Origin of the sequence: Altibacter lentus (genome assembly GCF_000746845.1) — a bacterium.
GTDB classification, from domain to species: Bacteria; Bacteroidota; Bacteroidia; order Flavobacteriales; family Flavobacteriaceae; genus Altibacter; species Altibacter lentus.
On sequence record NZ_KN050846.1, the window covers coordinates 528042 to 551053 of the forward strand.

The 23012-nt window shown below is 41.8% G+C and carries 23 protein-coding genes, 1 other RNA gene and 1 pseudogene; 15 read left to right on the forward strand and 10 right to left on the reverse strand.

Going from position 1 to position 23012, the window contains the following annotated elements; all coding sequences use genetic code 11:
• Positions 1–115 precede the first annotated feature (115 nt).
• The 8 genes from pyrR to JS40_RS02545 all read left to right on the forward strand — a co-directional run bounded on the left by pyrR (position 116) and on the right by JS40_RS02545 (position 7249).
• A complete protein-coding gene (gene pyrR, locus JS40_RS02510) occupies positions 116–655 on the forward strand; it encodes a bifunctional pyr operon transcriptional regulator/uracil phosphoribosyltransferase PyrR (protein WP_034258086.1) in 540 nt (179 codons plus the stop codon).
• Between the two features lie 88 nt (positions 656–743).
• Complete coding sequence (locus JS40_RS02515; RefSeq protein WP_034258087.1) at positions 744–1682, forward strand: aspartate carbamoyltransferase catalytic subunit; 939 nt, start codon at positions 744–746, stop codon at positions 1680–1682.
• Positions 1672–2007 carry a hypothetical protein gene (locus tag JS40_RS02520; protein ID WP_034258089.1) on the forward strand — a complete coding sequence of 112 codons (336 nt, stop codon included), beginning with the start codon at positions 1672–1674 and terminating at the stop codon, positions 2005–2007. The genes JS40_RS02515 and JS40_RS02520 overlap by 11 nt, the downstream gene beginning before the upstream one ends.
• Positions 2008–2040: 33 nt before the next feature.
• Entirely contained in the window at positions 2041–2946 is a 906-nt protein-coding gene (locus JS40_RS02525; RefSeq protein ID WP_034258091.1) for a ribonuclease Z, read from the forward strand.
• A gap of 76 nt (positions 2947–3022) precedes the next feature.
• Positions 3023–3667: a pyridoxamine 5'-phosphate oxidase gene (gene pdxH / locus JS40_RS02530; protein ID WP_034258093.1), complete on the forward strand. Its 645-nt coding sequence runs from the start codon at positions 3023–3025 to the stop codon at positions 3665–3667.
• A gap of 83 nt (positions 3668–3750) precedes the next feature.
• A complete protein-coding gene (locus JS40_RS02535) occupies positions 3751–4236 on the forward strand; it encodes a SixA phosphatase family protein (RefSeq protein ID WP_034258094.1) in 486 nt (161 codons plus the stop codon).
• On the forward strand, positions 4236–6329 hold the full coding sequence (gene ppk1 / locus JS40_RS02540) for a polyphosphate kinase 1 (RefSeq protein ID WP_034258096.1): 2094 nt from the start codon (positions 4236–4238) through the stop codon (positions 6327–6329). The genes JS40_RS02535 and ppk1 overlap by 1 nt, the downstream gene beginning before the upstream one ends.
• A gap of 2 nt (positions 6330–6331) precedes the next feature.
• Positions 6332–7249 carry a Ppx/GppA phosphatase family protein gene (locus JS40_RS02545; RefSeq protein WP_034258098.1) on the forward strand — a complete coding sequence of 306 codons (918 nt, stop codon included), beginning with the start codon at positions 6332–6334 and terminating at the stop codon, positions 7247–7249.
• A 22-nt stretch (positions 7250–7271) separates the two neighbouring features.
• Here the strand turns inward: JS40_RS02545 and miaE are convergent, their stop codons facing one another.
• Both miaE and JS40_RS02555 read right to left on the reverse strand, forming a co-directional pair.
• The gene (gene miaE / locus JS40_RS02550) at positions 7272–7853 is read right to left on the reverse strand and encodes a MiaE family protein (RefSeq protein ID WP_034261967.1); all 582 of its coding nucleotides are present in this window, start codon (positions 7851–7853) and stop codon (positions 7272–7274) included.
• 61 nt (positions 7854–7914) lie between these two features.
• Complete coding sequence (locus JS40_RS02555) at positions 7915–9705, reverse strand: DNA polymerase III subunit gamma/tau (RefSeq protein ID WP_034258100.1); 1791 nt, start codon at positions 9703–9705, stop codon at positions 7915–7917.
• Between the two features lie 92 nt (positions 9706–9797).
• Here JS40_RS02555 and rnpB point away from each other — a divergent pair.
• Positions 9798–10111, forward strand: an RNA gene (rnpB, locus tag JS40_RS14980) — RNase P RNA component class A.
• Between the two features lie 493 nt (positions 10112–10604).
• Here rnpB and JS40_RS02565 read toward each other — a convergent pair.
• From JS40_RS02565 to JS40_RS02580, 4 genes are all read right to left on the reverse strand, one after another.
• Entirely contained in the window at positions 10605–10931 is a 327-nt protein-coding gene (locus JS40_RS02565) for a hypothetical protein (RefSeq protein WP_152558117.1), read from the reverse strand.
• A 62-nt stretch (positions 10932–10993) separates the two neighbouring features.
• The gene (rsmD, locus tag JS40_RS02570; RefSeq protein WP_034258106.1) at positions 10994–11536 is read right to left on the reverse strand and encodes a 16S rRNA (guanine(966)-N(2))-methyltransferase RsmD; all 543 of its coding nucleotides are present in this window, start codon (positions 11534–11536) and stop codon (positions 10994–10996) included.
• The gene (locus JS40_RS02575) at positions 11536–12291 is read right to left on the reverse strand and encodes a DUF3822 family protein (protein WP_051957475.1); all 756 of its coding nucleotides are present in this window, start codon (positions 12289–12291) and stop codon (positions 11536–11538) included. Before JS40_RS02575 ends, rsmD begins: the two co-directional genes overlap by 1 nt.
• A 43-nt stretch (positions 12292–12334) precedes the next feature.
• Complete coding sequence (locus JS40_RS02580; protein WP_034258108.1) at positions 12335–12997, reverse strand: hypothetical protein; 663 nt, start codon at positions 12995–12997, stop codon at positions 12335–12337.
• A 127-nt stretch (positions 12998–13124) separates the two neighbouring features.
• Between JS40_RS02580 and JS40_RS02585 the strand changes: the two genes are divergently transcribed.
• The 6 genes and pseudogenes from JS40_RS02585 (at position 13125) to JS40_RS02605 (ending at position 18781) form a co-directional block, all read left to right on the forward strand.
• Entirely contained in the window at positions 13125–14549 is a 1425-nt protein-coding gene (locus JS40_RS02585) for an ATP-dependent DNA helicase (RefSeq protein ID WP_034258110.1), read from the forward strand.
• A gap of 5 nt (positions 14550–14554) precedes the next feature.
• Complete coding sequence (locus tag JS40_RS02590) at positions 14555–15133, forward strand: DUF4126 domain-containing protein (protein ID WP_034258112.1); 579 nt, start codon at positions 14555–14557, stop codon at positions 15131–15133.
• A 55-nt stretch (positions 15134–15188) separates the two neighbouring features.
• A pseudogene (gene kdsB, locus JS40_RS15550) lies at positions 15189–15899 on the forward strand (3-deoxy-manno-octulosonate cytidylyltransferase); the annotation flags it as partial.
• A 45-nt stretch (positions 15900–15944) separates the two neighbouring features.
• Positions 15945–17003 carry an iron-containing alcohol dehydrogenase family protein gene (locus tag JS40_RS15555; RefSeq protein WP_034261973.1) on the forward strand — a complete coding sequence of 353 codons (1059 nt, stop codon included), beginning with the start codon at positions 15945–15947 and terminating at the stop codon, positions 17001–17003.
• Positions 17004–17020: 17 nt separating this feature from the next.
• Entirely contained in the window at positions 17021–17557 is a 537-nt protein-coding gene (locus tag JS40_RS02600; RefSeq protein WP_034258114.1) for a 1-acyl-sn-glycerol-3-phosphate acyltransferase, read from the forward strand.
• A gap of 192 nt (positions 17558–17749) precedes the next feature.
• A complete protein-coding gene (locus JS40_RS02605) occupies positions 17750–18781 on the forward strand; it encodes a hypothetical protein (RefSeq protein WP_034258115.1) in 1032 nt (343 codons plus the stop codon).
• Between the two features lie 51 nt (positions 18782–18832).
• On the opposite strand, the gene JS40_RS02610 is transcribed toward JS40_RS02605, so the two are convergent.
• The 4 genes from JS40_RS02610 to JS40_RS02625 are packed head-to-tail and all read right to left on the reverse strand — an operon-like array spanning position 18833 to position 23010.
• Positions 18833–19552: a YebC/PmpR family DNA-binding transcriptional regulator gene (locus tag JS40_RS02610; RefSeq protein ID WP_034258116.1), complete on the reverse strand. Its 720-nt coding sequence runs from the start codon at positions 19550–19552 to the stop codon at positions 18833–18835.
• Between the two features lie 45 nt (positions 19553–19597).
• Positions 19598–20632 carry a hypothetical protein gene (locus JS40_RS02615; protein WP_034258117.1) on the reverse strand — a complete coding sequence of 345 codons (1035 nt, stop codon included), beginning with the start codon at positions 20630–20632 and terminating at the stop codon, positions 19598–19600.
• A 1-nt stretch (position 20633) separates the two neighbouring features.
• Positions 20634–22691 carry a S41 family peptidase gene (locus tag JS40_RS02620; RefSeq protein WP_034258118.1) on the reverse strand — a complete coding sequence of 686 codons (2058 nt, stop codon included), beginning with the start codon at positions 22689–22691 and terminating at the stop codon, positions 20634–20636.
• Between the two features lie 37 nt (positions 22692–22728).
• A complete protein-coding gene (locus JS40_RS02625; RefSeq protein WP_034258119.1) occupies positions 22729–23010 on the reverse strand; it encodes a 4a-hydroxytetrahydrobiopterin dehydratase in 282 nt (93 codons plus the stop codon).
• Positions 23011–23012 lie beyond the last annotated feature (2 nt).

Consider the following 23012-nt stretch of genomic DNA (forward strand, 5'->3'; position numbering starts at 1 on the left):
TAAACGAAGAAAATAATGAATCCTAAGAAACACTCCATGAGGGAATCGCAAATAATTGATACATTTTAAAATAAAACCCCTAAATTTGTACCCTGAATAGATTTCAGAACTACCTATGAGCCAAAAAGTGTTATTGAACGCAAAAGAAGTAGAGATCGCACTTCATCGCTTGGCTTGTCAATTAATAGAAAATCACGATTCTTTTTCAAACACGGTACTTATAGGCATACAGCCAAGAGGTGTGTATCTGGCAGAACGCCTTAAATCACTTCTCGCTACCGAATATAAGATCAAAGACATCCCTTTGGGATATTTGGATATTACCTTTTACCGGGACGATTTTAGGCGCAGCGACAAACCTCTGGAAGCCAATAAGACCAATATCAATTTTATTGTGGAAGACAAGAAAGTAGTCTTTATAGACGATGTGCTCTATACGGGACGCAGCATTCGCTCTGCTTTAACGGCCGTACAATCCTTTGGACGTCCCATCGAGATAGAACTTTTGGTGTTGATCGACAGACGTTTCAGCAGACACCTGCCTATTCAACCGGATTACAGAGGACGACAGGTGGATGCTATCAACAATGAGAAGGTAAAGGTGTGCTGGAAAGAGAATGAAGGGGAAGATGCCGTGTATTTGGTAAATAATTAATAGCCATTCTTAATGGTAACGGAAGACCGGTAGAAATACCATAAGTAGAAAAAAGCGAAACACAGGCGTGTTTTTAGAATAATAGCAAATGAAAGAACTAAGTGTAAATCACTTACTGGGAATAAAGTACATCACCGAAGATGACATACAGTTGATCTTCGAAACCGCCGATCATTTCAAAGAAGTGATCAACAGGCCCATAAAAAAGGTTCCTTCACTGCGCGATATTACCATCGCCAATCTCTTTTTTGAGAACAGCACTCGCACCCGACTTTCGTTCGAACTGGCCGAAAAACGGTTATCTGCAGATGTTATCAATTTTTCGGCAGCCTCTTCATCTGTTAAAAAAGGAGAAACGCTTATCGATACGGTTAACAATATTCTTTCCATGAAGGTGGATATGGTGGTTATGAGACATCCCAATCCGGGGGCAGGAGTGTTCTTGTCGAAACATGTTAAGGCCAGTATTGTAAATGCGGGAGACGGCGCACATGAGCATCCAACACAAGCCTTATTGGATTGTTATTCCATACGCGAACGGCTGGGGGATGTAGCCGGCAAAAAAGTAGTGATCGTAGGAGATATTCTCCATTCCCGTGTTGCCCTTTCTAATATTTTCGCACTTCAAAAGCTTGGAGCTAAAGTTAAAGTATGCGGCCCCAAAACACTTATACCCAAATACATAGACAAATTAGGAGTGGAAGTAGAAGGTGACCTTCGTAAGGCTTTGAACTGGTGCGATGTAGCCAACATGCTTCGCGTTCAGAACGAACGTATGGAGATTAGCTATTTCCCGACAACACGAGAATATACCCAACAATATGGCGTGAACAAAGCATTGTTGGATAGTCTTGAAAAAGAGATCGTCTTGATGCACCCTGGGCCTATCAATAGAGGTGTTGAGATCACCAGTGATGTGGCAGACAGTAAGCAGGCGATTATTTTGGAACAAGTACAGAACGGGGTTGCTGTTCGCATGGCGGTTATTTATTTACTAGCATCAAAAATTCAGCATCATGAAGATTAAAAATCACAGCACTTTCGTGGAACTTGCGGACGAAAAAGATGATATCCATGACTTTGCGGGTTTTTTGGAATATCAAATCCCCAATAAGTTCAAAAGACAGAACGTAGTGTTAAACCTTTTGGATTATGAAAACCTTGAGCTTCCCCAATTGTTATTGTTCTTGAAAGTTTCCAACCTTCACCGAAAGACTAAATTCTCGTTTGTGATCGTCAATGATGCCATCAATCCTGATGATATTCCATTCGAAATGATCGTAGTTCCTACATTACAGGAAGCAGAAGATATTATTGAGATGGAAGAAATAGAGCGGGATCTTGGGTTTTAGAAAAACCGAGATCTTTTAATAATCAATTAGCACATGAAACTTACCATACTCGGTTGTCATTCGGCTACCCCCAGAGCTTCTGCACATCCTACATCGCAGGTGTTGGAAGTTAAAGGTCATTTGTTCCTTATCGACTGTGGTGAAGGGACACAAGTGCAGTTGCGACGCTACAAGGTTAAATTTTCTAGGATTCGTCATGTCTTTATTTCACATCTTCATGGGGATCATTTCTTTGGTTTGGTGGGCCTTATCTCTACCTTCCGGCTTTTAGGACGTGAGGCCGAGCTCAACATCTATGGACCTAAAGGTATCAAGGAAGCGATCACGCTTCAGTTGAAGTTAGGCAAGTCTTGGACCAACTATCCTTTGTATTTTCATGAATTGGATTCAAATGTTCCACAGTTATTATATGAAGACGATTCACTTTCAGTAACCACCATCCCCTTAGATCACCGCGTCTATACCAACGGTTTCCTTTTTCAGGAAAAACCGGGAGATCGAAAACTTAACATCAACGCTGCCCGTAAAGCGAACATAGACCTTAGTTACTACAATAAGATAAAGCAAGGGTTTGATGTGACCAATAAGGACGGCAAGACCATCCCTAATAAGGAGATCACTTTTGATCCCGATCCGCCAAAATCCTATGCCTTTTGCAGTGATACTGCCTATTATCCCGAGATCGTACCCCAAATTGAAAAGGTGACCGCTCTGTATCATGAGGCCACTTTCCTGGAGGCGCACTATCATCTATGTGAACCCACCAAACACAGCACTGCCAAAGAAGCCGGTGTAATAGCAAAGAAAGCTCAGGTTGGGACATTGATCCTAGGGCATTATTCCGGCAGGTACGGTGATCTTGAATTGTTTCGTAAGGAAGCACAAGAGGTCTTCGAGAATGTAGAACTGGCCGAAGACGGAAAGGTATTTAAGCTCTAGGGAAAATTAACAGCTATTTAATAAACACCCTTTTATTACCTTTGGTAAAACTTGTAACTTGCAATAAAGTTGGTGTATGAGAGATAACTTGCACAAAGAACGGAAATCGTACGAAAAAGGCGAATTGTCCGAAAATTCGGTGGATCCCAATCCTTTGCAACAATTCCGTAAATGGTATTATGAAACTGAACAAACCGGCGGTGTTGACGAAGTGAATGCGATGACGCTCACTACCATTGGGGTCGATGGCTATCCCAGAGGTCGTGTGGTATTGCTGAAGAAATACGATGAGAACGGATTTTATTTTTACACCAATTACAATAGCGAAAAGGGACTTTCCATTTCAAACAACAATCATGTGTGCCTCTCTTTTTTTTGGCCTGTGATGGAACGCCAAGTGATCATTAAAGGGAAAGCCTCCAAAACTTCTGAAGCCGATGCCACCAATTATTTTCATTCTCGACCTAAAGGGAGTCAGTTGGGAGCAATGGTTTCAAATCAAAGTAAGAAGATTGAGAACAGAGAAGCATTAGAGGCTCGATTGACGGAACTGGAAAAATTATATGAGAACAAGGAGGTCCCCAAACCCGAGAATTGGGGAGGATTTGTCGTGGCACCTGTAGAGATCGAATTCTGGCAGGGACGACCTAATCGCTTGCACGACCGCATCCGGTATCGCTTGCATGGTCACGATTGGGAAATTGACCGATTACAACCTTAAGAATTTAGTTTAATTTATTATACACCTTGGTTGGGCACATCCCAACCGAATGTGAAAATCTTAAAAAAGCATAGTTTATAAAAATGAAAACACTTTATATGGTCCGGCACGCAAAGTCGTCCTGGAAATACGACGTAGAAGATCACAAACGCCCCTTAAAAGGACGAGGTAAACGTGATGGCGAACTGGTTTCTAATACTTTAAAAGGTCAGGTAGATCCCCCACAAAAGATCGTAACCAGCGATGCCAACAGAGCTTTGTCGACGGCGCATTACTTTAAGGACGCATTCAATATTCCCGATTCTAAATTTGTGACAAATCATAGTCTCTACGATTTTAGCGGGCAAAATGTAATGAACATCATTAAAAGTTTAGACAATTCTCTGGATCGTGTGATGATCGTGGGTCACAATCATGCATTCACTTCGGTTGCGAATATGCTTGGAAATAGATATATTGACAATGTTCCTACCTGTGGTTTTGTCATGATACAATTTGAAGAAAACTCATGGAGCGATATAACCACCGGAAAAACAATACAGACCCTTTTCCCTAGAGATCTTAAATAATGGCGGTAGAGCTTATTAAAAACAATATTACAGAGAATACCTACTTCAATCGTGAATTGAGCTGGCTTCAGTTTAATGCGCGTGTTCTTCAAGAGGCAGGAGATAAAACGGTCCCGTTACTGGAACGGCTTCGGTTCCTGGGGATATTCTCTAATAATCTGGACGAGTTCTTCAAGGTCCGGTATGCCACCATCAAGAGAATTGTGGATGCAGGTAAAGGCGGAAGGAGTGCCTTGGGAGGAATTTCAGCAAAAGAATTACTGGAAGAGATCACCCAAACCGTCATCGAGCAGCAGGCAACCAGCCTTCGTATTTTAAGTAAAATTAGAAGAGAGCTTCAAAAAGAAAATATTTTCATTATTAATGAAACCGAAGTTACCGCAAAACAAGGGGCCTTTATTTCCGATTACTTTATTCGGAAGGTAAGTCCGGCCCTGGTAACCATCATGATCGGTGAACTGGAAAAATTTCCAACGTTGAAGGACAGTGCTGCTTACTTGGCGGTGAAAATGGTAATGTCTAAAGACGACCATACTTTTGAGTCCAAGAACAATTACGCCCTTATCGAAATTCCAAAGGTTATCGAACGATTTGTTGTACTGCCACCCAATGGCGACAGACAGTATATCATTATTTTGGACGATCTCATTCGCCACTGTCTTCATAACATTTTTAGTATTTTCAAGTACGACAGTATCTCGGCTCACATGATCAAGATTACCCGTGATGCCGAATTGGATATTGATAGTGACCTTAGCAAGAGCTTTATCGACAAGATATCCAAAAGTGTAAAGGATAGAAGCACCGGTGACCCGGTTCGGTTTGTGTACGACAAAAGTATTGAACCCTCTACATTAAAGTTCTTAATGGATAAAATGGGCATTGACACCACAGATAGTGTGATACCCGGAGGACGCTACCATAACAGACGGGACTATATGGATTTTCCCAGCTTAGGACGTAACGATCTCTTATATGAAAAGATAACTCCTTTACACATTGCAGGGCTTAGCTTACAAGGGAGTTTGTTCGATAAGATCTCGGAAAAGGACTTTATGTTGCATGCACCTTATCAAACTTTTTCTTACGTTGTGAAATTTCTGCGTGAAGCGGCTTTGGACCCCCATGTTCGATCCATAAAGATCACCATCTACCGTCTTGCACAAGTGTCCCACATTGCCAGTTCGTTGATCAATGCCGTGAAGAATGGGAAAACAGTGACAGTCCAAATAGAACTGCAAGCACGTTTTGACGAAGAAGCCAATATTGGATATGCAGAGCAAATGCAAAGTGAAGGTGTGCGCCTTATCTTTGGGGTAAAGGGACTTAAGGTCCATTGCAAAGCGTGTTTGATCGAACGTGTGGAAAAAGACAAACTTAAACGGTATGCTTTTATAAGCACCGGAAATTTCAATGAGTCGACCGCACGACTATATACCGATTATACACTATTCACCTCAAATCAAAGCATTTGCAAGGAGATCAATAAAGTATTTGATTTTTTTGAGGTCAATTACAAGATAAAGAAATATCGTCATCTCATCGTTTCACCGCACTACACCCGTAATGCACTTTACAACCTGATTGAAGCAGAGATAAAAAATAAAAAATTTGGGCTTTCCTCCGGAATAAAACTTAAACTCAATAGTTTATCCGATTATAAAATGATCGATAAGTTGTATGAAGCGAGCAGGGCAGGAGTCCCCATTCGCTTGATCGTTAGAGGGATTTGCTGTCTGGTTCCCGGCGTTAAGGGTATGAGTGAGAATATTCAGGTGATAAGCATTATTGATAAGTTCCTGGAGCACCCCCGATTGTTCATCTTTGAAAATAATAAGGATCCAAAGGTGTATATTTCTTCCGCAGATTTCATGGGAAGAAATCTGGACAACAGGGTAGAGATCACCTGCCCAATCTACGATGAAGGGATTAGAGCCGAATTATTAGATACGTTTGAGATCTGCTGGAGTGATAATGTGAAAGCAAGGGTCATTTCCGCAAAACAAGACAATGCCTACCGTAAACCTAATAATGGTGCCGTCCGCTCGCAGTTCAAGTTGTATGAATATTACCAAAATAAACTGAAACAATAGATTTGTTACACATTGAAAAATATGGCGCCATTGATATCGGCTCGAATGCTATACGCTTGCTTGTCGCTACAGTGGTTGAAGAAGAAGGAAAAAACACCTTGTTTAAAAAAACATCGTTGGTTCGTGTACCCATTCGATTGGGAGCCGATGTGTTTTTGGAAGGAAAGATATCCGAGGTCAATACACGACGTATGATCGATGCCATGAATGCCTTTCGACTGCTGATGAACACCCACAATGTGAAGCGGTTTAAGGCGTGTGCGACTTCAGCTATGCGTGAAGCTACCAACGGACAGGAAATTGCAGATAGAATTAAAAAAGAGGCCGGCGTTTTTATAAATATCATCGATGGAAATGACGAGGCCGCCATCATTGCGTCCACAGATCTTAAATCCTTGATCCAGAACGACAAGGTCTTTTTGTATGTGGATGTGGGCGGCGGAAGTACCGAATTCACCATTTTTGCCGAAGGCCAAACCGTAGCCTCAAAATCCTTTAAATTAGGGACCGTACGATTGTTGAACGACATGGTGGAAGACACCATGTGGCAACAGGTGGAAGAATGGATTCGATCGAACACCAAGCCCTATAAGAAGATCTCTGTGATCGGGTCGGGGGGAAACATTAACAGTATCTATAAGAACAGTGGTAAGAAGATAGGAAAACCTTTAAGCTATTTTTATCTGGCTTCCTTCTACGATCTTATTCGTTCCTATACCTTAGATGAGCGTATCACACAGATGGATATGAACCCGGACAGGGCAGACGTGATCGTTCCGGCTACGCGTATCTATCTTTCTGCAATGAAATGGGCAGGAGCAAAGAATATCTTTGTGCCAAAGATCGGTTTGTCTGATGGTATCATTAAGAGCTTATATAACGAAAAGATAGCAGAATCCCTCGAAGTCAATCAGGATTGATCGTACCACATTCTATGACCACTCAACCATGGATCGTTTCTTTTTTACCAAGGTCTTTCATAAACTGTGCTTCGAATTCCAGTAACTCTTTCCATTTCGCATCCACTTCGGTTCGGTCGCCATACTGCCTCGCAAAACGGAGGAACATGGTGTAATGATTTGCTTCGCTAACCATTAATTTTCTGTAGAATTCTGCCAGCTCTTTATCTTCCAGCTCTTCACTTAGCAAACGAAATCGTTCACAACTCCTGGCTTCAATTAGCGCGGCGTACAACAATCTATGTACCAACTGTGTGGTCCTGCTGCCTCCTTTCGGAAAAAACTGTGTGATCTGTATCACGTACTCGTCCTTGCGGTCACGACCCATAACCCAACCCCGCTCCAGGATCCTGTCATGCACCATCTTGAAATGGCTTATCTCTTCTTTTACCAGAGCGACCATTTCCTGTACCAATTCGGTGTACTCGGGAAAGGAAACGATAAGCGAGATCGCTGTGGAGGCCGCCTTCTGCTCACAGTAGGCGTGATCGGTAAGAATTTCTTCTATGTTCTTCTCAACTATGTTGACCCAGCGTGGATCTGTAGGTAACTGCAAGCCTAACATGTTTGTTTTTTTTGGGTTAAAGGAAAATATTCCTCCGGTCAAGGATAAAAGAAATCATCTTTTAAATATCCAGATCGAACTCTTTTCGCAATTCTTCTATTAGAGGATTCTTTTCTCGTAATTTTTCAAATTTTTCACGCGTGGTATACGCATAACGCTTTTCGATGGTCTCGTTTACTTCTATGGAAAGGTCAATGTCGTAATTTTGTAATTTTTCTCGCAGAAAACCAAGCAATTCATACTTAGCTCTTTCAACTTCGACCTTAATAGTGGAATTTGGGAATTCCAAATGGATCAAGGATCCTTCAAGTTTTGGCACGCCCATGGTAAGGTGTGAAAGCAGATTATACTTTCCGTCTTTTTCTACTGTATCGGTATACTCCTTCCAAGCCGCGATCATCTGGTCTTCATTAAAGTCGCTTGTAGGAAGGTTCTCTTCGTCCGGTTGATTGGCAATACGTTCTTTTTGGATCGCTTGCTTCTTTTGGATGCTCTTTAAGGATAAAGCCGACACTTTTTTCGCATTTCGTTCTGCGAGTATACGGGGTCGCTCAATAACAAGATCGTTTCTCTCTTCGGAAGGTGTTATCCCCGCAGAAGCTTCAGTTGTGTAGGAAACAAACGATTCTGATGGTGTATCAGCAGCTGGACCGGTTTCTTCGGAAATGGTTTCGGTAACTTCCGGAAGAGCTGTTTGCTTTTCCGAAGCGATCGTCCTTTCAGTAAAAGAAGAGGGCGGTATTACGAAACGTTCAATTTTCTTCTTTCCGAAGGAATTAGGATTTTTTTTTTCGCCTCTGGCGGTTAAAGAAGCCAGTTGCAACAAGCAAAGTTCTACCAACAACCGCTGGTTTCTACTGTTTTTATATTTGAGATCACAGTCGTTGGCAAGCTCAATGGCATCGATCAGGAAGTCGTGTGGAGTTTTCTGTGATTGCTCAAAGTACATGGTCTTCACTTGCTCACCAACCTCCAGTAACTGGATGGTCGCTTGATTTTGACAGACCAGCAGATCTCTGAAATGAGAAGCTAGCCCGGTTATAAAATGGTGTCCGTCGAAACCTTGTGCCAGAATGGCATCATACGCAACCAGTGCTTCGGGAATGTTATTCTGAAGCAGCAGATCGGTGATCGCAAAATAGTAGGTATAATCCAGCACATTCAAATTTTCGGTAACAGCTTGTCGCGTCAATTCCTGCCCCGAGAAACTCACCACACGATCGAAAATAGAAAGTGCATCCCTAAGGGCTCCATCGGCCTTTTGAGCAATGATGTGAAGGGCATCGTCTTCTGCCTGTATGTTCTCTGATTTTGCGACATCGGCCAGATGGCCTTTGATATCCTGCACTGTGATCCGTTTGAAATCAAAGATCTGACACCGCGATAGAATGGTTGGAATGATCTTATGTTTTTCGGTCGTTGCCAGAATAAAAATTGCATGTTTTGGCGGTTCTTCCAAGGTTTTGAGAAATGCATTGAAAGCTGCAGAGGACAACATATGAACCTCGTCGATTATATAGACCTTGTAAGTTCCTACCTGAGGTGGAATGCGCACTTGGTCAATGAGATTTCTAATATCGTCAACCGAGTTATTGGAAGCAGCGTCGAGTTCAAAGATATTAAATGCAAAATCCTCATCTGCTTTTTGGGTCCCGTCTTGGTTGATCTGCTTTGCCAGGATCCGTGCACAAGTGGTTTTTCCAACACCACGCGGACCGGTAAACAAAAGTGCTTGGGCTAAATGATTGTTCTCTATGGCATTTTGGAGCGTATTTGTAATCGCCTGCTGACCTACAACGTCTTTAAACGTGGTGGGTCTGTACTTTCGGGCCGATACAATGAAATGTTCCATAAGCGAAAAACAAATATAAAGATGTAGGCTTAGTTTTTAAAAATTAGGGCTTGCTATTTTACGGTATTTATTAACATTGGAGTACTTTTGCAAAAGCAGACCGCCTTATCGCTCCGATAGCTATCGGTGAGGAAAGTCCGGACACCATAGGGAAGCATAGCGGCTAACGGCCGTCCTTACGCTTTGGCGTAAGAGGACAAGTGCAACAGAAAGGATGTACAGGTAATGCTGTAGTGAAATCGGGTAAACTCTATGCGGTGAAATGCCACGTAAACCTGTGCTTGAGGGTCCCCGCCCGATGCAGGAGGGTAGGCAGCTAGAGCGTGCTGGTAACAGCACGCCCAGATAAATGATAAGGATTCGCCTTGTGCGAATACAGAATCCGGCTTACAGGTCTGCTTTTTTATATAATTCCAACTGTTTATCTATCCACGCTCTACATTCTTCCATGGTGTAGAAAGCCTTATGTGGCCATGCTAGGAATTCTTCGGCAAAAGAGGCCATCTTAAAGGTATTTTCAGAATAACACAGGGTGGCAACACCCACCAATTGTGAATTGTATTTCTTTGATTCTGAATAGCAATTAGGATTGATAGTATAATCGAACTTTCTATTCGATATATATCCAAAAGGACGATTGTAGTAGTGCCTGTCGAAGATCTCATGGAATTTATTGATGTGCGGCACATCGAACAACACACCTTCGTGGATGGTTCCAACCAGATAATTGTCGTATAAATCGAAATCGGCAAAGCCAATATTTATTGAATAACCGGGAGCGGGAACCATAAAGTGTAACGTGTAATATGAACACACTCAAATTTAAACTTTTTTTCGACAGCTTTTTAAAGACGCAGAAAATTCCCGAAGCCGCAAAACCCTGAATAGAATGTCTTGGATCAATTCGATTTATTAAAATCTTCCACCAGTTGTAATGCCCATTCTTTACAGGCCTCCATCTCATAGAACGGCTCGAATTTTCCTTTAAAAAAGGTTTTTTCAAAAAGGGCGTTGTTGTAAGAGGCTTCCGAATAGCACACAACTCCAATGCCTAAAAGATTCTTGTAACGAGTATCTTTGAGCAAATTTGGATTGATGGTATAATCGTTCTTTCTGTCGGCTATGGAAACAAAGGGCCGGCCGGAGAAGTACGTTTCAAACATCTCGTAAATTGCTTCCAAGTGAGGTTGTTCAAAATCAAGTCCTTCCTTGATTTGCGATATCATATAGTGCTGGTGAATCTCTATTCTTGCAAAATCAAGTTTAATTTTTTTAACTATGGAAGGCTTCATGAGGTTTGTTGAAAAAAACTGAAGACCGAACCACCATATTTTCTGGCTTGCGAAAAATTAGGTTGCGACGAAAGGTCCATGTGTTTTGAATGCTCAATAATAAGCATTCCATTTGGTTTTACCCAGGAATTCTCAAAAATGAGTTGCACAATGGCTTCAAACTGTTCTTGAGGAAGATCGTATGGAGGGTCTGCGAAGACAACATCGAAGGACTGTCCTTGACCCGCTAAGAACTTATACACATCGCCCTTTACGGTTGTAATGGGAAGCGCAAGTGCTTCAGCTGTTTTTTGAATGAACTGGACGCAGGCATAGTGAGCATCTACCGCCATTACGACGGGAACGCCGCGTGATGCAAATTCATAACTTATATTTCCGGTCCCGGAAAAGAGGTCGAGCACGGTAATTTCATCAAGGTGGTAATTGTTGTTCAGAATATTGAAAAGCGACTCCTTCGCAAGATCTGTGGTAGGCCGTACCGGTAGTGTTTTTGGAGCAGTGATGCGTCTTCCTTTATGTATTCCTGAAATGATTCGCATTATAGGCTTAGGGTCAATAAATAATTGGAGTTGGGTTCCTCCATGGTTAAATTTTGTGTTGCAGTGGCAGGGGGTGTTGCGACCGATACATTCCTAATATATTGATAAACTATCTGGAACAGATCGCTTTCTTCTGAAATGCTTCCGAAGAAGGTCACGGGAACTGTTTCAGGATTGAGTTTCAGTTGTTCAAAACAAAAAAGTATGTAATACACAAAGTCTTCGGGTGTTCTATACGAATAGCTATTGCAAAGCTGAAGCGCACCATCTTTTAACACCAGGAGATCGAAGTGGGTCTCTGTAACGTGAACAAAGACCTTAGCGTCCCGCGTATGCTTTTCTGAAGCTAGGAACGATCGCAATAGGACGGTGGTTGCGTGATAGTATTGAAAACTACCAAAACGATCGAAGATATAGTTGTTGATGTTCACGAACGGAATGTAGACAATCACTGTTCCAACCGATTCCAAGGCATCATGTGAGATATAATCGTTCGCCAGTATCTTTGAATTGAATTTTAAATACTCACTGGTCTTTGTCTCATCAAATAATGATAAAGGTACGGGCGCATATACATTCGTTGCATAAATTAGTGTTATCTCTAAAGAGCTCTCCAGTTCTTTATTTTCTGAAAAAAATTGTTCGAGCTCAAGCAGCAGTTCTTCGGGGGTGCGCGGTGTAGCAAACTTTTTTTCAGTGTAGAAAATAGGCTCCTTCGTGTCTGAATTTGACACTAAAAAAGAAAGTCCGGTCAAGGCAATTTGAACGGACAGTTTCTTTTGAATGTTTGGATCTATGTTATTGGTCTTTAACAGTATCGTATATTTTTGGCCAGTTCCCGCTCGTGTTCACTTCGTTCATTGAGCCCACTTTAATGTAAGGTCCATTAACACCGTCTACAGAAACCACTTGCTTTTCCTGAGCTAAAAGGTCTTTGTCTTGATCGGCTAAAATCACATCTTTTGGTACTCGTGCTTCAAATACAGAGTAGGTAGCATCGTTCTTTTTAAGCTTACCGGCCCGAAGTTCAATTTTGGTATCTACGCCTTCTACGGGAATATTCATCATGGTCTTGTAGCGATCGCCACCGCCAAACAACGAATCTTTTACCGGAGTATAACCAAGGGTATCGATAAGTACTTTTTCGATAAAATATCCTTCATCGATTCCAAAAGCCTTATTCTTAGCGACATCGGCGAAACTAGTGTCGCGACGCTGTACAATAGCAAACTGTGCTGTATCGATAAACCGAACCAAACTATCAAAACTTCCTGTGAAATTCCCTGTAATCTCTTGATGGGCCAACTCTGCATCCCGAATATCCTTCAAATTTTTTATCACTTTGGCGTAACGTGCTTCTTTCACTTCGTTAAAAGCGATAGGTCCGCTAATGGAAGTATAAAGTTGATATCCCAAAAAAGCGATCACAATCCAAAGTAGTAGTTGAATTACTATTTTCATTATTTTGATAGTTTAATTATGTTGTTTAATAGGTCTATCGCAAATCTACAATTTTTTTTTGTTCGTTAAAGTATAATCCGAAAAAATCATGGCTATCTTTAAGGGCTATTAGACGCCTACAACATTCATGGATATTTCGCAGTTTTACAGCCTTTTAAAAAATGATTTCCCCCACAATACCACCGCTAAGCAAGATCTTGCTCTGCAATTGTTGGCCGATTTTACCCTAAGCGATAAAAAAAGTCAAACATTTTTATTGAAGGGTTATGCCGGAACAGGAAAAACAACGCTGGTGGGTACGTTGGTTAAAAACCTAGGGAAAGCAAGACGATCTTCTATATTACTGGCCCCTACCGGACGCGCGGCTAAAGTGATTAGTAACTACGCTAACAAGGAAGCTTTTACCATTCACAAAAAAATCTATTATCCAAAAAGCCAAAAAGGGGGAGGGGTTTCCTTTACACTCCAGAAGAACAAACACCGAAATGTAATTTTTATAGTCGATGAAGCTTCTATGGTTCCGGATATTAATCAGGAATCGAAATTATTCGAAAACGGATCGCTTTTGGACGACCTAATGGAATACGTCTACAATGGTCAGAATTGCAAATTGTTACTTATTGGAGACACGGCACAGTTGCCTCCCGTGAAATTGAACATCAGTCCTGCCTTAGATAAACATACGTTGGAAAGCCATTATAATAAAGAGGTCATTGAGATCGAATTGGACGAGGTCGTACGACAACAAAGGGATAGTGGCATTCTGGTGAATGCTACGCACATTCGCACACGTATAGAAGACGGGCTGTATGAAGCATTTAAGTTTTCTGAATTACCCTATCCTGAAGTAATACGTCCGTTGGACGGACAAGAACTCATGGAAGCCATACAAGATAGTTATGCAACATTGGGAAATGAAGACACCGTGATCATTGTGCGTTCTAACAAAAGAGCAAACCTTTACAATCAAAATATCCGAAACCGTATTTTATATCAAGAGGAGGACTTATCTGCCGGAGATTATCTCATGGTGGTTAAGAATAATTACTTTTGGGTAAAGACCGAAAGTGAGGCAGGGTTTATAGCCAATGGAGATATTATTGAGGTGCTGGAGATCTTCAGTATTAAAGAATTATATGGATTTCGCTTCGCGGAAGTAAATATTAGAATGGTCGATTATCCTAAAATGGCTCCCTTTGAAACAGTGCTTTTATTAGATACGCTCACTTCTGAAGCACCCTCACTTTCGTATGAAGACTCTAACCGGCTGTACCAGGAAGTTCAAAAGGATTATGCTTCAGAAAAATCGAATTACAAGCGCTTTCTTTCGGTCAAGAACAATAAATATTTTAATGCACTTCAGGTAAAGTTCTCCTATGCCATCACCTGTCATAAATCGCAAGGAGGACAATGGAACACTGTGTTTGTGGAACAACCGTATTTGCCCAACGGGGTTGACAAGGAATATTTACGATGGTTGTACACTGCGGTTACGAGGGCTCAAGAAAAATTGTACCTCATAGGTTTTAAAGATGAGTTTTTTGTAGATTAGTGACTATGGAGTGGGTTGAGATCTTATTGAGTATTTTTTTAGGCATCGGTCTTGCAGCGGCTGTGGGATTCAGGGTGTTTTTGCCCTTATTGGTCATGAGCCTCGCCGCCCATTACGATGTGATACCGCTTAACGAAAACTGGCAATGGATGGGCAGTCTTACGGCTGTGATCACCTTAGGGGTCGCCACGTTGGTAGAAGTGTCGGGATATTACATTCCTTGGCTGGACAATGCGTTAGATACGATTGCTATTCCACTGGCAGCTATTGCGGGTACCGCTGTTATGGTGGCCACCGTTACAAATCTGGATCCAATCGTTACATGGACGCTGGCGATCATTGCCGGTGGAGGGACAGCAGCGGCAGTTCAGGGTAATACATCGGCGATTCGGCTGGGTTCTACCGCTACAACAGGTGGTCTTGCCAATCCGGTGGTTTCCACCATAGAAGCGGGTACGTCGACGGTTCTAGCCATCTTGTCTATTTTCCTTCCTGTTCTGGCCTTTGTTTGCGTATTGTTAATTTTTTTCGGCCTGTATAAGTTTTATAAAAAGCTTCGCAAAAAACGCAACACTACTGGTTAATCTTCTTATTTTTGAAAACAAGACTTTAATACACTTTAGTTTGAAAATAATAGCAATGATCCCGGCGCGCTACGGCGCCTCTCGATTCCCAGGAAAATTAATGCAAGATCTAGGCGGAAAGCCTGTGATCGTTCGAACCTACGAAGCAGCAAAAGAGACCAATCTCTTTGATGAAGTCTTCGTTGTCACCGATAGCGAGATCATCTTTAATGAAATTGAACTGAACGGGGGTAAAGCCATTATGAGCAAGCGTGAACACGAGTGCGGCAGTGACCGGATCGCCGAAGCAGTAGCCGACATGAATGTCGATATAGTGGTCAATGTTCAGGGAGATGAGCCTTTTACGAGTAAAAAAGGGCTGGAACAGGTATTGAGTGTATTCGACGGGCCCGATGCCGAAAAGATCGATCTGGCATCTCTAATGACCGAGATTCATGACTGGAAAGAGATAAGTGATCCTAACTGCGTGAAAGTGATCGTGGATCAAGATAATTTTGCACTATACTTTTCCCGTTCACCTATACCGTATCCGAGAGATAAGAATGTAGCTGTACAGTATTACAAGCACAAAGGAATCTATGCTTTTCGTAAATCGGCTTTAATGGACTTCTATAGGCTGCCTATGCGAACTCTGGAAGCGGCCGAGAAGATAGAATGCATACGTTATCTGGAGTATGGAAAAAATATAAAAATGGCTATTTCCAATGCACAAGGGATCGAGATCGATACGCCCGAAGACCTTATACGAGCCAATAAAGTGTTGAAAGAAGAGAAGAAGGAAACTGTTAATAACAAATTCCGAAACTTTCCAATGGTTCCCAAGGTGGTTTTTGGGCAGGGTTGTTTTGACCAGTTAGGTTCCATTTTGGCACCGCAACGTAAAGACAAAGCACCTTTTATCTTCTTGGTCGATGATGTTTTTAAGCAGAACAAGGATCTATTGGACAGGATACACCTTCGGTTCAATGACAAATTATTGTTCGTTTCTGCGGAAGAAGAGCCAAAAACTACGCAGGTGGATCAAATTGTAAAAGACATTAAATCTGAATTTACCTATAAACCATCAGGCATCATAGGTATTGGAGGTGGAACCGTGTTGGATCTTGCAAAAGCAGTCTCGATCATGCTAACAAATAAAGGCAGTGCTGCAGACTATCAAGGCTGGGACCTCGTAAAGAACAAGGCGGTTTATCATGTGGGTATTCCTACAATATCGGGTACGGGAGCTGAAGTTTCACGAACTACGGTTCTTACCGGACCTGTGAGAAAACTTGGTATCAACAGTGATTTCACGCCCTTTGATCAAGTGGTTCTGGATCCGGAACTCACAATAGGGGTTCCGAAGAATCAATGGTTCTACACAGGGATGGACTGTTTTATTCATTGTGTAGAATCTCTTAACGGTACGTTTCTTAATGCATTTAGTCAGAGTTACGGTGAGAAAGCTTACGACCTGTGTAAGGAGATCTTTTTGGATGAAGGATTACCCGATGAAGAATCCAGAGGAAAATTGATGATGGCCTCATGGCACGGTGGTATGAGCATTGCATATTCGCAAGTGGGTGTAGCACACGCGATGAGCTACGGACTTTCCTACGTACTGGGTACAAAACACGGGATCGGGAATTGTATTGTATTCGACCATTTGGCTGAATTCTACCCGAAAGATGTCGCCCTCTTCAAGAAAATGGTGAAGCAGCATAACATTGATATCCCAACAGGGCTCTGTAGTAATCTTTCCGAAGCACAATTGAATACCATGATAGATATCGCTTTAAGTCTGGTCCCCTTATGGGAGAATGCATTGGGTGAGCATTGGGAAACAATAATGACCAGAGATAAATTGAAGGAACTCTACATTAAAATGTAAAACAGGGTAAGCAAGAGATGGGCCTAACAAAATTTATTTTTTTTAAAATAATGGGGTGGAAGATCGAGGGCAGTTTTGACCCTTCTATCAAAAAGGCCGTTGTGATCGTGGTTCCGCATACCAGTTGGCACGATTTCTTCATAGGAGTTTTTACTCGTCGTATCCTAAAAACCGAAATCAATTTTGTAGCCAAAAAAGAATTGTTCAGATGGCCCTTTGGCTGGTATTTTAGGTGGATGGGAGGCGCTCCGCTCGACAGGACCTCGGGCCAGAATAAGGTGGAGGCGATCGCTGAAGTCTTCAGAAAAAAAGAAGAGTTCAGGCTGGCCTTAGCACCGGAAGGTACACGCAAAAAAGTGGAGGCATGGAAAACGGGTTTTTACTATATTGCACAAGCCGCCCACGTGCCCATTATTCCGGTTTCCTTCGATTATGCTACTAAAACAGTGACCATAAATCCACCATTCTATATCTCCGGCGACATTGATGAGGACACTCGGTTGCTTCGCACTTATTTTGAAAACATCGTAGGTAAGGTGCCGGAATACTCTTAACAAATTGATGTGATCCTCTTTCGTTTCTTAACACATCATTAATCTAAATCTCTGTTAAAGCCCTCATGTTAGCTAGACAGTAACCCTTTGACTTTCAACAACAGCAGGTTAAATTCTCGTTAATCTTGTAAAAGAAAAATACGTATTGTTTCATTTTCTAGTTATTTAGCCACAAACCTAAAAAGTAACACTATGAAAATGTACAAATTTTTAACACTACTGCTTTTCGCGGGTCTGATGACAACCGCATGTAGCAGCGACGATGACACAGGAAATGATGATGGACCCACTGCCGATTCACGTCGAGAACTTTACGCTTCCAATAATTCTAATGGAAACGTAACAAAATACGATGTGAGTGAACCCAGTACTGCCACCTCAAAGACCTTCTTAACACTATCCCTTGATTCTGAAGGTATTCATTACGACGGTTCAACCGATGCCGTAACACAAGCTTCAAGATCCTTCTTACAGTTAAATTCCTATGCGAATATCTCTGTAGCCGAAGATGGTATCACTATCAATGCTAATATATCCAGCTCGGCAGATCTGGAAAGTCCCAGAGATGTAGCCGTCAATGGGAATTTCTATGTTGTTTCAGACAACGCCGATGTCGACGGGGATCCTAATACTGCCGACGGTCGGTTCTTTGTATACGTTAAGGATTCCAACGGATTCACTTTGAGAAATACAGTGACAGTTGATTTTGCAGTATGGGGAATTGAGTTCGTAGGCAACGACCTATTTGCAGTGGTGGATAAAACTTCCGACATCGCTGTATTTACCAATTTCACGGCAACCAATACCACAGACGCCACCGTAGCTGCGAATAAGCGTATCACCATCGAAGGTATTACGCGAACTCACGGGCTTGCCTTTGATGGTTCTACAATGATCCTTACTGATATTGGTGACGCTGCTTTGGATGCTGATGGAGGTTTTCATGTAATTAGCGACTTTCAAACTAAATTCAATGCCGTTGCCAACGGAGAAACGATGGCAGTAGCAGGAAACCAAGTGCGTGTGGCCGGAAGCAGCACCTTCTTGGGGAACCCGGTCGCTGCAGAATTTGACCAAGAAACAAACACTGTATTTATTGCAGAACGAGCAAATAGCGGGGGTAGGGTACTGGCCTTTCAGAATATAAATGCCGGAGGAAATATTGCACCTACAATGAACGTATTGTTGTCAGGAGCATCTTCACTGTCATTTTATAAAGAGTAGTAAGGCCCTCTATAAATTAAAAAGCCATCTTGAAAAAGATGGCTTTTTTTATTATTCAGCAGATTCTTCCATGGTGTGGTAAACATTTTGTACATCATCGTCCTCTTCCAACTTTTCAAGCAATTTTTCGACGTCTGCCGCCTCAGCTTCTGAAAGTTTCTTGGTGACCTGAGGAATTCGCTCGAATCCTGAACTAAGGATCTCGATATTGTTTTCTTCCAGATAGGCTTGTATCGACCCAAAACTTTCGAAAGGAGCATAGATCAACACACCGTCTTCATCTTCAAAAATCTCCTCCACGCCGTGATCGATCAATTCCAGCTCCAATTCCTCTAAGTCCATACCTTCTCCCTGAATGCGAAAGTTACAGGTGTGATCGAACATGAAAACTACCGATCCGGATGTGCCGAGACTTCCATCAGATTTATTAAAGTAGGAGCGAACATTCGCTACGGTTCGTGTATTATTATCGGTAGCGGTTTCAATAAGTACTGCTATCCCGTGAGGCGCATAACCTTCGAACAAAACCTCCTTATAATTGCCCTGATTCTTGTCACTCGCCCGTTTAATCGCCCGCTCAATGTTATCCTTGGGCATGTTCACCGCCTTGGCATTTTGAATCACGGCACGTAAGCGGGAATTAGCATCGGGGTCGGGTCCGCCTTCTTTAACGGCCATAACAATATCTTTACCAATACGTGTAAAGGCTTTGGACATTGCGGACCACCGCTTCATCTTACGTGCTTTGCGAAATTCGAACGCTCTTCCCATAGTAACTGTTTATTTACAGAATTTTTGGCAAATTTATAAAATCTGTTAGTCCTTGGGAATATGTTTAGCCAAAAACTTTTCATTGGCAAGATTCAAATTATTGATCACTTGTTGACGGTCTTTATTTAAGGAGGCCATCAATTTATTGTAGTTGCCAATAGCTTTATTTATTTCTTTTACTTTTAGATTATAACCATCTATTTGTTCCTTTGTGCGTTTGCGTTCGGGTGTTTTTTCGAGGGTTGTTTTAATGGATTCGACCTCGTCGCTGAGCAGTAAGAATGCAACTACTTGTGGAATGCTCGTTTCAGTTTCTTCTATAAAGAAATTAAAAGCGCGTTGGGTTGCTTCTAACAAGGAAGGGTCGCTTTTATACAGTTCTGCTTCAGTTAATTGCTTCAAACCTTCTTCGGCCATTTGCTGCAATGCATTCCCGTTTTGCTGAATGGCCCCTACATCACCTTTCTCAATAGCTTCCCAGAGGTATACATCATTAATGTTCACTTTAAAGAAACGCAGGTACATATCATTGTAATGTTTAAAGACTTCCGAAGAGATCGCCATCTTTTTCCCAAGATCCGATTCATTTTCAATAATATCGATATTATGCTTTGCAGCGTATGCATAGAAATGTGTTTCGTAATCCTGCTGAGCTTCTGCCATTTTTTTATCGGCGAGTTCGCGTGCCAGCATATACGCTTCCATTTGATCGTAAGACTGTTCTGCGACGGCCTTCATATCAATGATCTTCTCATAATCCTGTTTCATTAAGCTTTCATTCAATCTTAGATTTTCGAGCACCTGATTTTTATAAGTATCTCCGTCAAATCCCTCGGCGCGTTCTATTTTTAAGATTGCTCGCTCCATCGATTTAATGAGGGAGTTTCGAGAGCCGTCCACACTGCGTTCATTTTTGCTGTGAGCAATAGCCTTTGTGTATTTCCACATGTTTTTGGTAATAATCTCTTGTTCACTCGAAATAAATTCTAAGTATTCCAAGGCATTTTTAAAGTTCTGTGCGTGCGCTACGTTTGAGATGCCAAGAATGAGAAAGGAAATAAAAAGGAGTTTCAGTTTCATATTAATGTGTGTTTGGTGCTAAAAGATATTCGGTTAAGATGTGATAGGCTTCTTCAATTTGGAGATCTGAAGTGATCTCTTTCAGAATAATTGTATTCGCTTTCTTTTCTTCAGAACTATACGCAAGCAACTCATTGGTAACCATGGTATTTGAAACCACCATGGATGCAGTATAGCCTTCCAACTCGTCGGCATATTTTTTCCAGAGGTTTAAAGATCCTGTATAATCATTATAGACATTTTCGAGGGTTAATGAGTAGGTTGTATCCTTGTTAATGTAGCTGTTTACCAGGAGTTCATTGAATTTTCGAATGTTCTGAAACCCGGTGCTGGCAGTTACCCGCTTCGCACTTCGCATCTTGATCTGCCCTAATTGAAAAGGCGTTAGTGCTCTGTGCTTTAAAGTGACGGGTACGGAATCTATGGCGAGTGCGAACTTTAGATGTTTTTCTCCATTTGGCAACCGATCGTACATGTCCGGCAACTGAATGTCCGGAATAATCCCTTCCGATTGCAAACTCTTTCCTGTTACGCGGTAAAATTGATCTACCGTAATCTTACAATATCCCAGTTCTTTTTCATTGCTAAGCGGAAGTATGGTCTGGGCGCTAGATTTACCATACGTAGGTGTTCCTACAATAATAGCTCTGTTGTAATCCTGCATGGCTCCGGCAAAAAATTCTGAAGCAGAAGCGCTAAATCCATTCACAAGCAACAAAAGCGGTTTAGTGAACAGCATGCCGCGCTTGGCATCCTTTAAAGTTGAAATTTCGCCTTCTTTGTACTTTATAATCGATAAGGGCCCACGGTCTACAAACATCCCACTAAGGTCGGTCGCTTCTTTCATAGAGCCGCCGCCATTGAACCGCAGATCTATAATCAACGCAGCAATATTTTCCTTTTCCAATTTGTACAGTTCCTTGGCTAGATCGTTGGCAAGACCCAACCCGTCCCAAGATTCAAAATCGGTATAAAAACTGGGTACATTGATATATCCTATTTTGGTGTCCGACCCCAAAATAAAACCTTGTACAGTGTTTTCTTCTACCTTGATCTCTGCTTTGCTCAGCGTTACCGTTTTCATGGAACCGTCCTGTTTTTTAAGTCTGAATTCAATGGTATAATGTGCTTCATCTTGAGTAAAAGCTTGTATATCTTTATTTGAAACACAAACAAGCTCCATGGTATCGTTACCGGACTTCAATGATTTAATAATATCTCCTTCTTCAAAATCTTCATTGCGATGGGCGCTACTTCCGGGAGTGATGTATTCGATCACTATTTCGCCACTATCGTTCTTAGAAGTCATAAAGCCGAAAGACATCGAGTTCGTTGACAAAGTCGATTCGAATACGGACTTTTCAGTATCATTGAAGAAAAGTGTATTGGGATCCATATAACTGGCATAAGCATTTAGAAACGCTTCCTGTACAAAACGTTCAATACCTCCATTTTGATGAAGCAGTTCGTCCAGGATGCAAATTTCCCTTTGGATCACAACGGGTTTTACCAAGGCTTCACGTTCTTTAAAGTTTCGCTGTATTGACGCAAAAATTGAATCTTCTTCAATAAGTCGCATCAAAACTCCGTAGCGTACTTTCTTATTCCAATACTTGGCGATCCGGGCTTCGGTCGCTACATATTTAAAGGAGTCGCCGGGTGTAAAAACAAGCGTATCAGTACCAGAATAATCAAGAGGTTGTTCCTGCAATAACAGCAGACTGCGCTTAGCAAATTCAATGCGTTTGGTTAATGTGCTGCTGTAGATTGAAATAAAATCGCAGCTGCCTGTGCGTATGTAATCGTCAAATTGAAGCTTGTCTTTTTCGAAAACTGCAATATCTTGTGTAGTAAAGAACCGTTTGTTTGGATCCAATTGATCGAGAAACTGGTCGTAAACACCTGCCGAAAGGCTGTCATCCAGTGGCTTCGGACGTACGTGCTCCTTTTCAATTAGAAGTTTCAATGCCTGCGTCTGTTCGCAGAACAGGGAAGAATCCTGAGCGAATATCGTTGCAATAGTAAAAAATACTATCCCGAAGCAAAAACGTGTGATCATGAAGGGCTAACTGATTCGGCTAAAAAAGTACAAAATTTTAGCTTACCAAGTCGTCAATAATCTTCGCCAGTTTAAAATCTTTTTCGGTCACGCCGTCTGCATCGTGTGTAGACAGACTGATGTTCAGGGTGTTGTATGTATTGGACCAATCGGGGTGGTGCTGCATTTTTTCAGCTTCAAAAGCAATGCGCGTCATTACCGAAAAGGCATCTTTAAAATCACGGAACTCGATAGTAGTATGGATGGCATTTTCACTGTAATCCCAGCCTTCGAATTCTTGTAATTTCTCATTAATTTCTTTTTCACTCAACGCTTTCATAA

Excerpts from the sequence above, each read along its gene's own strand:
- pyrR (WP_034258086.1), top strand. The coding sequence starts at position 116 with ATGAGCCAAAAAGTGTTATTGAACGCAAAAGAAGTAGAGATCGCACTT.
- JS40_RS02515 (WP_034258087.1), top strand. The coding sequence starts at position 744 with ATGAAAGAACTAAGTGTAAATCACTTACTGGGAATAAAGTACATCACC.
- JS40_RS02520 (WP_034258089.1), top strand. The coding sequence starts at position 1,672 with ATGAAGATTAAAAATCACAGCACTTTCGTGGAACTTGCGGACGAAAAA.
- JS40_RS02525 (WP_034258091.1), top strand. The coding sequence starts at position 2,041 with ATGAAACTTACCATACTCGGTTGTCATTCGGCTACCCCCAGAGCTTCT.
- pdxH (WP_034258093.1), top strand. The coding sequence starts at position 3,023 with ATGAGAGATAACTTGCACAAAGAACGGAAATCGTACGAAAAAGGCGAA.
- JS40_RS02535 (WP_034258094.1), top strand. The coding sequence starts at position 3,751 with ATGAAAACACTTTATATGGTCCGGCACGCAAAGTCGTCCTGGAAATAC.
- ppk1 (WP_034258096.1), top strand. The coding sequence starts at position 4,236 with ATGGCGGTAGAGCTTATTAAAAACAATATTACAGAGAATACCTACTTC.
- miaE (WP_034261967.1), bottom strand. The coding sequence starts at position 7,853 with ATGTTAGGCTTGCAGTTACCTACAGATCCACGCTGGGTCAACATAGTT.
- JS40_RS02555 (WP_034258100.1), bottom strand. The coding sequence starts at position 9,705 with ATGGAACATTTCATTGTATCGGCCCGAAAGTACAGACCCACCACGTTT.
- JS40_RS02565 (WP_152558117.1), bottom strand. The coding sequence starts at position 10,931 with ATGATATCGCAAATCAAGGAAGGACTTGATTTTGAACAACCTCACTTG.
- rsmD (WP_034258106.1), bottom strand. The coding sequence starts at position 11,536 with ATGCGAATCATTTCAGGAATACATAAAGGAAGACGCATCACTGCTCCA.
- JS40_RS02580 (WP_034258108.1), bottom strand. The coding sequence starts at position 12,997 with ATGAAAATAGTAATTCAACTACTACTTTGGATTGTGATCGCTTTTTTG.
- JS40_RS02585 (WP_034258110.1), top strand. The coding sequence starts at position 13,125 with ATGGATATTTCGCAGTTTTACAGCCTTTTAAAAAATGATTTCCCCCAC.
- JS40_RS02590 (WP_034258112.1), top strand. The coding sequence starts at position 14,555 with ATGGAGTGGGTTGAGATCTTATTGAGTATTTTTTTAGGCATCGGTCTT.
- JS40_RS15555 (WP_034261973.1), top strand. The coding sequence starts at position 15,945 with ATGGTTCCCAAGGTGGTTTTTGGGCAGGGTTGTTTTGACCAGTTAGGT.
- JS40_RS02600 (WP_034258114.1), top strand. The coding sequence starts at position 17,021 with ATGGGCCTAACAAAATTTATTTTTTTTAAAATAATGGGGTGGAAGATC.
- JS40_RS02605 (WP_034258115.1), top strand. The coding sequence starts at position 17,750 with ATGAAAATGTACAAATTTTTAACACTACTGCTTTTCGCGGGTCTGATG.
- JS40_RS02610 (WP_034258116.1), bottom strand. The coding sequence starts at position 19,552 with ATGGGAAGAGCGTTCGAATTTCGCAAAGCACGTAAGATGAAGCGGTGG.
- JS40_RS02615 (WP_034258117.1), bottom strand. The coding sequence starts at position 20,632 with ATGAAACTGAAACTCCTTTTTATTTCCTTTCTCATTCTTGGCATCTCA.
- JS40_RS02620 (WP_034258118.1), bottom strand. The coding sequence starts at position 22,691 with ATGATCACACGTTTTTGCTTCGGGATAGTATTTTTTACTATTGCAACG.
- JS40_RS02625 (WP_034258119.1), bottom strand. The coding sequence starts at position 23,010 with ATGAAAGCGTTGAGTGAAAAAGAAATTAATGAGAAATTACAAGAATTC.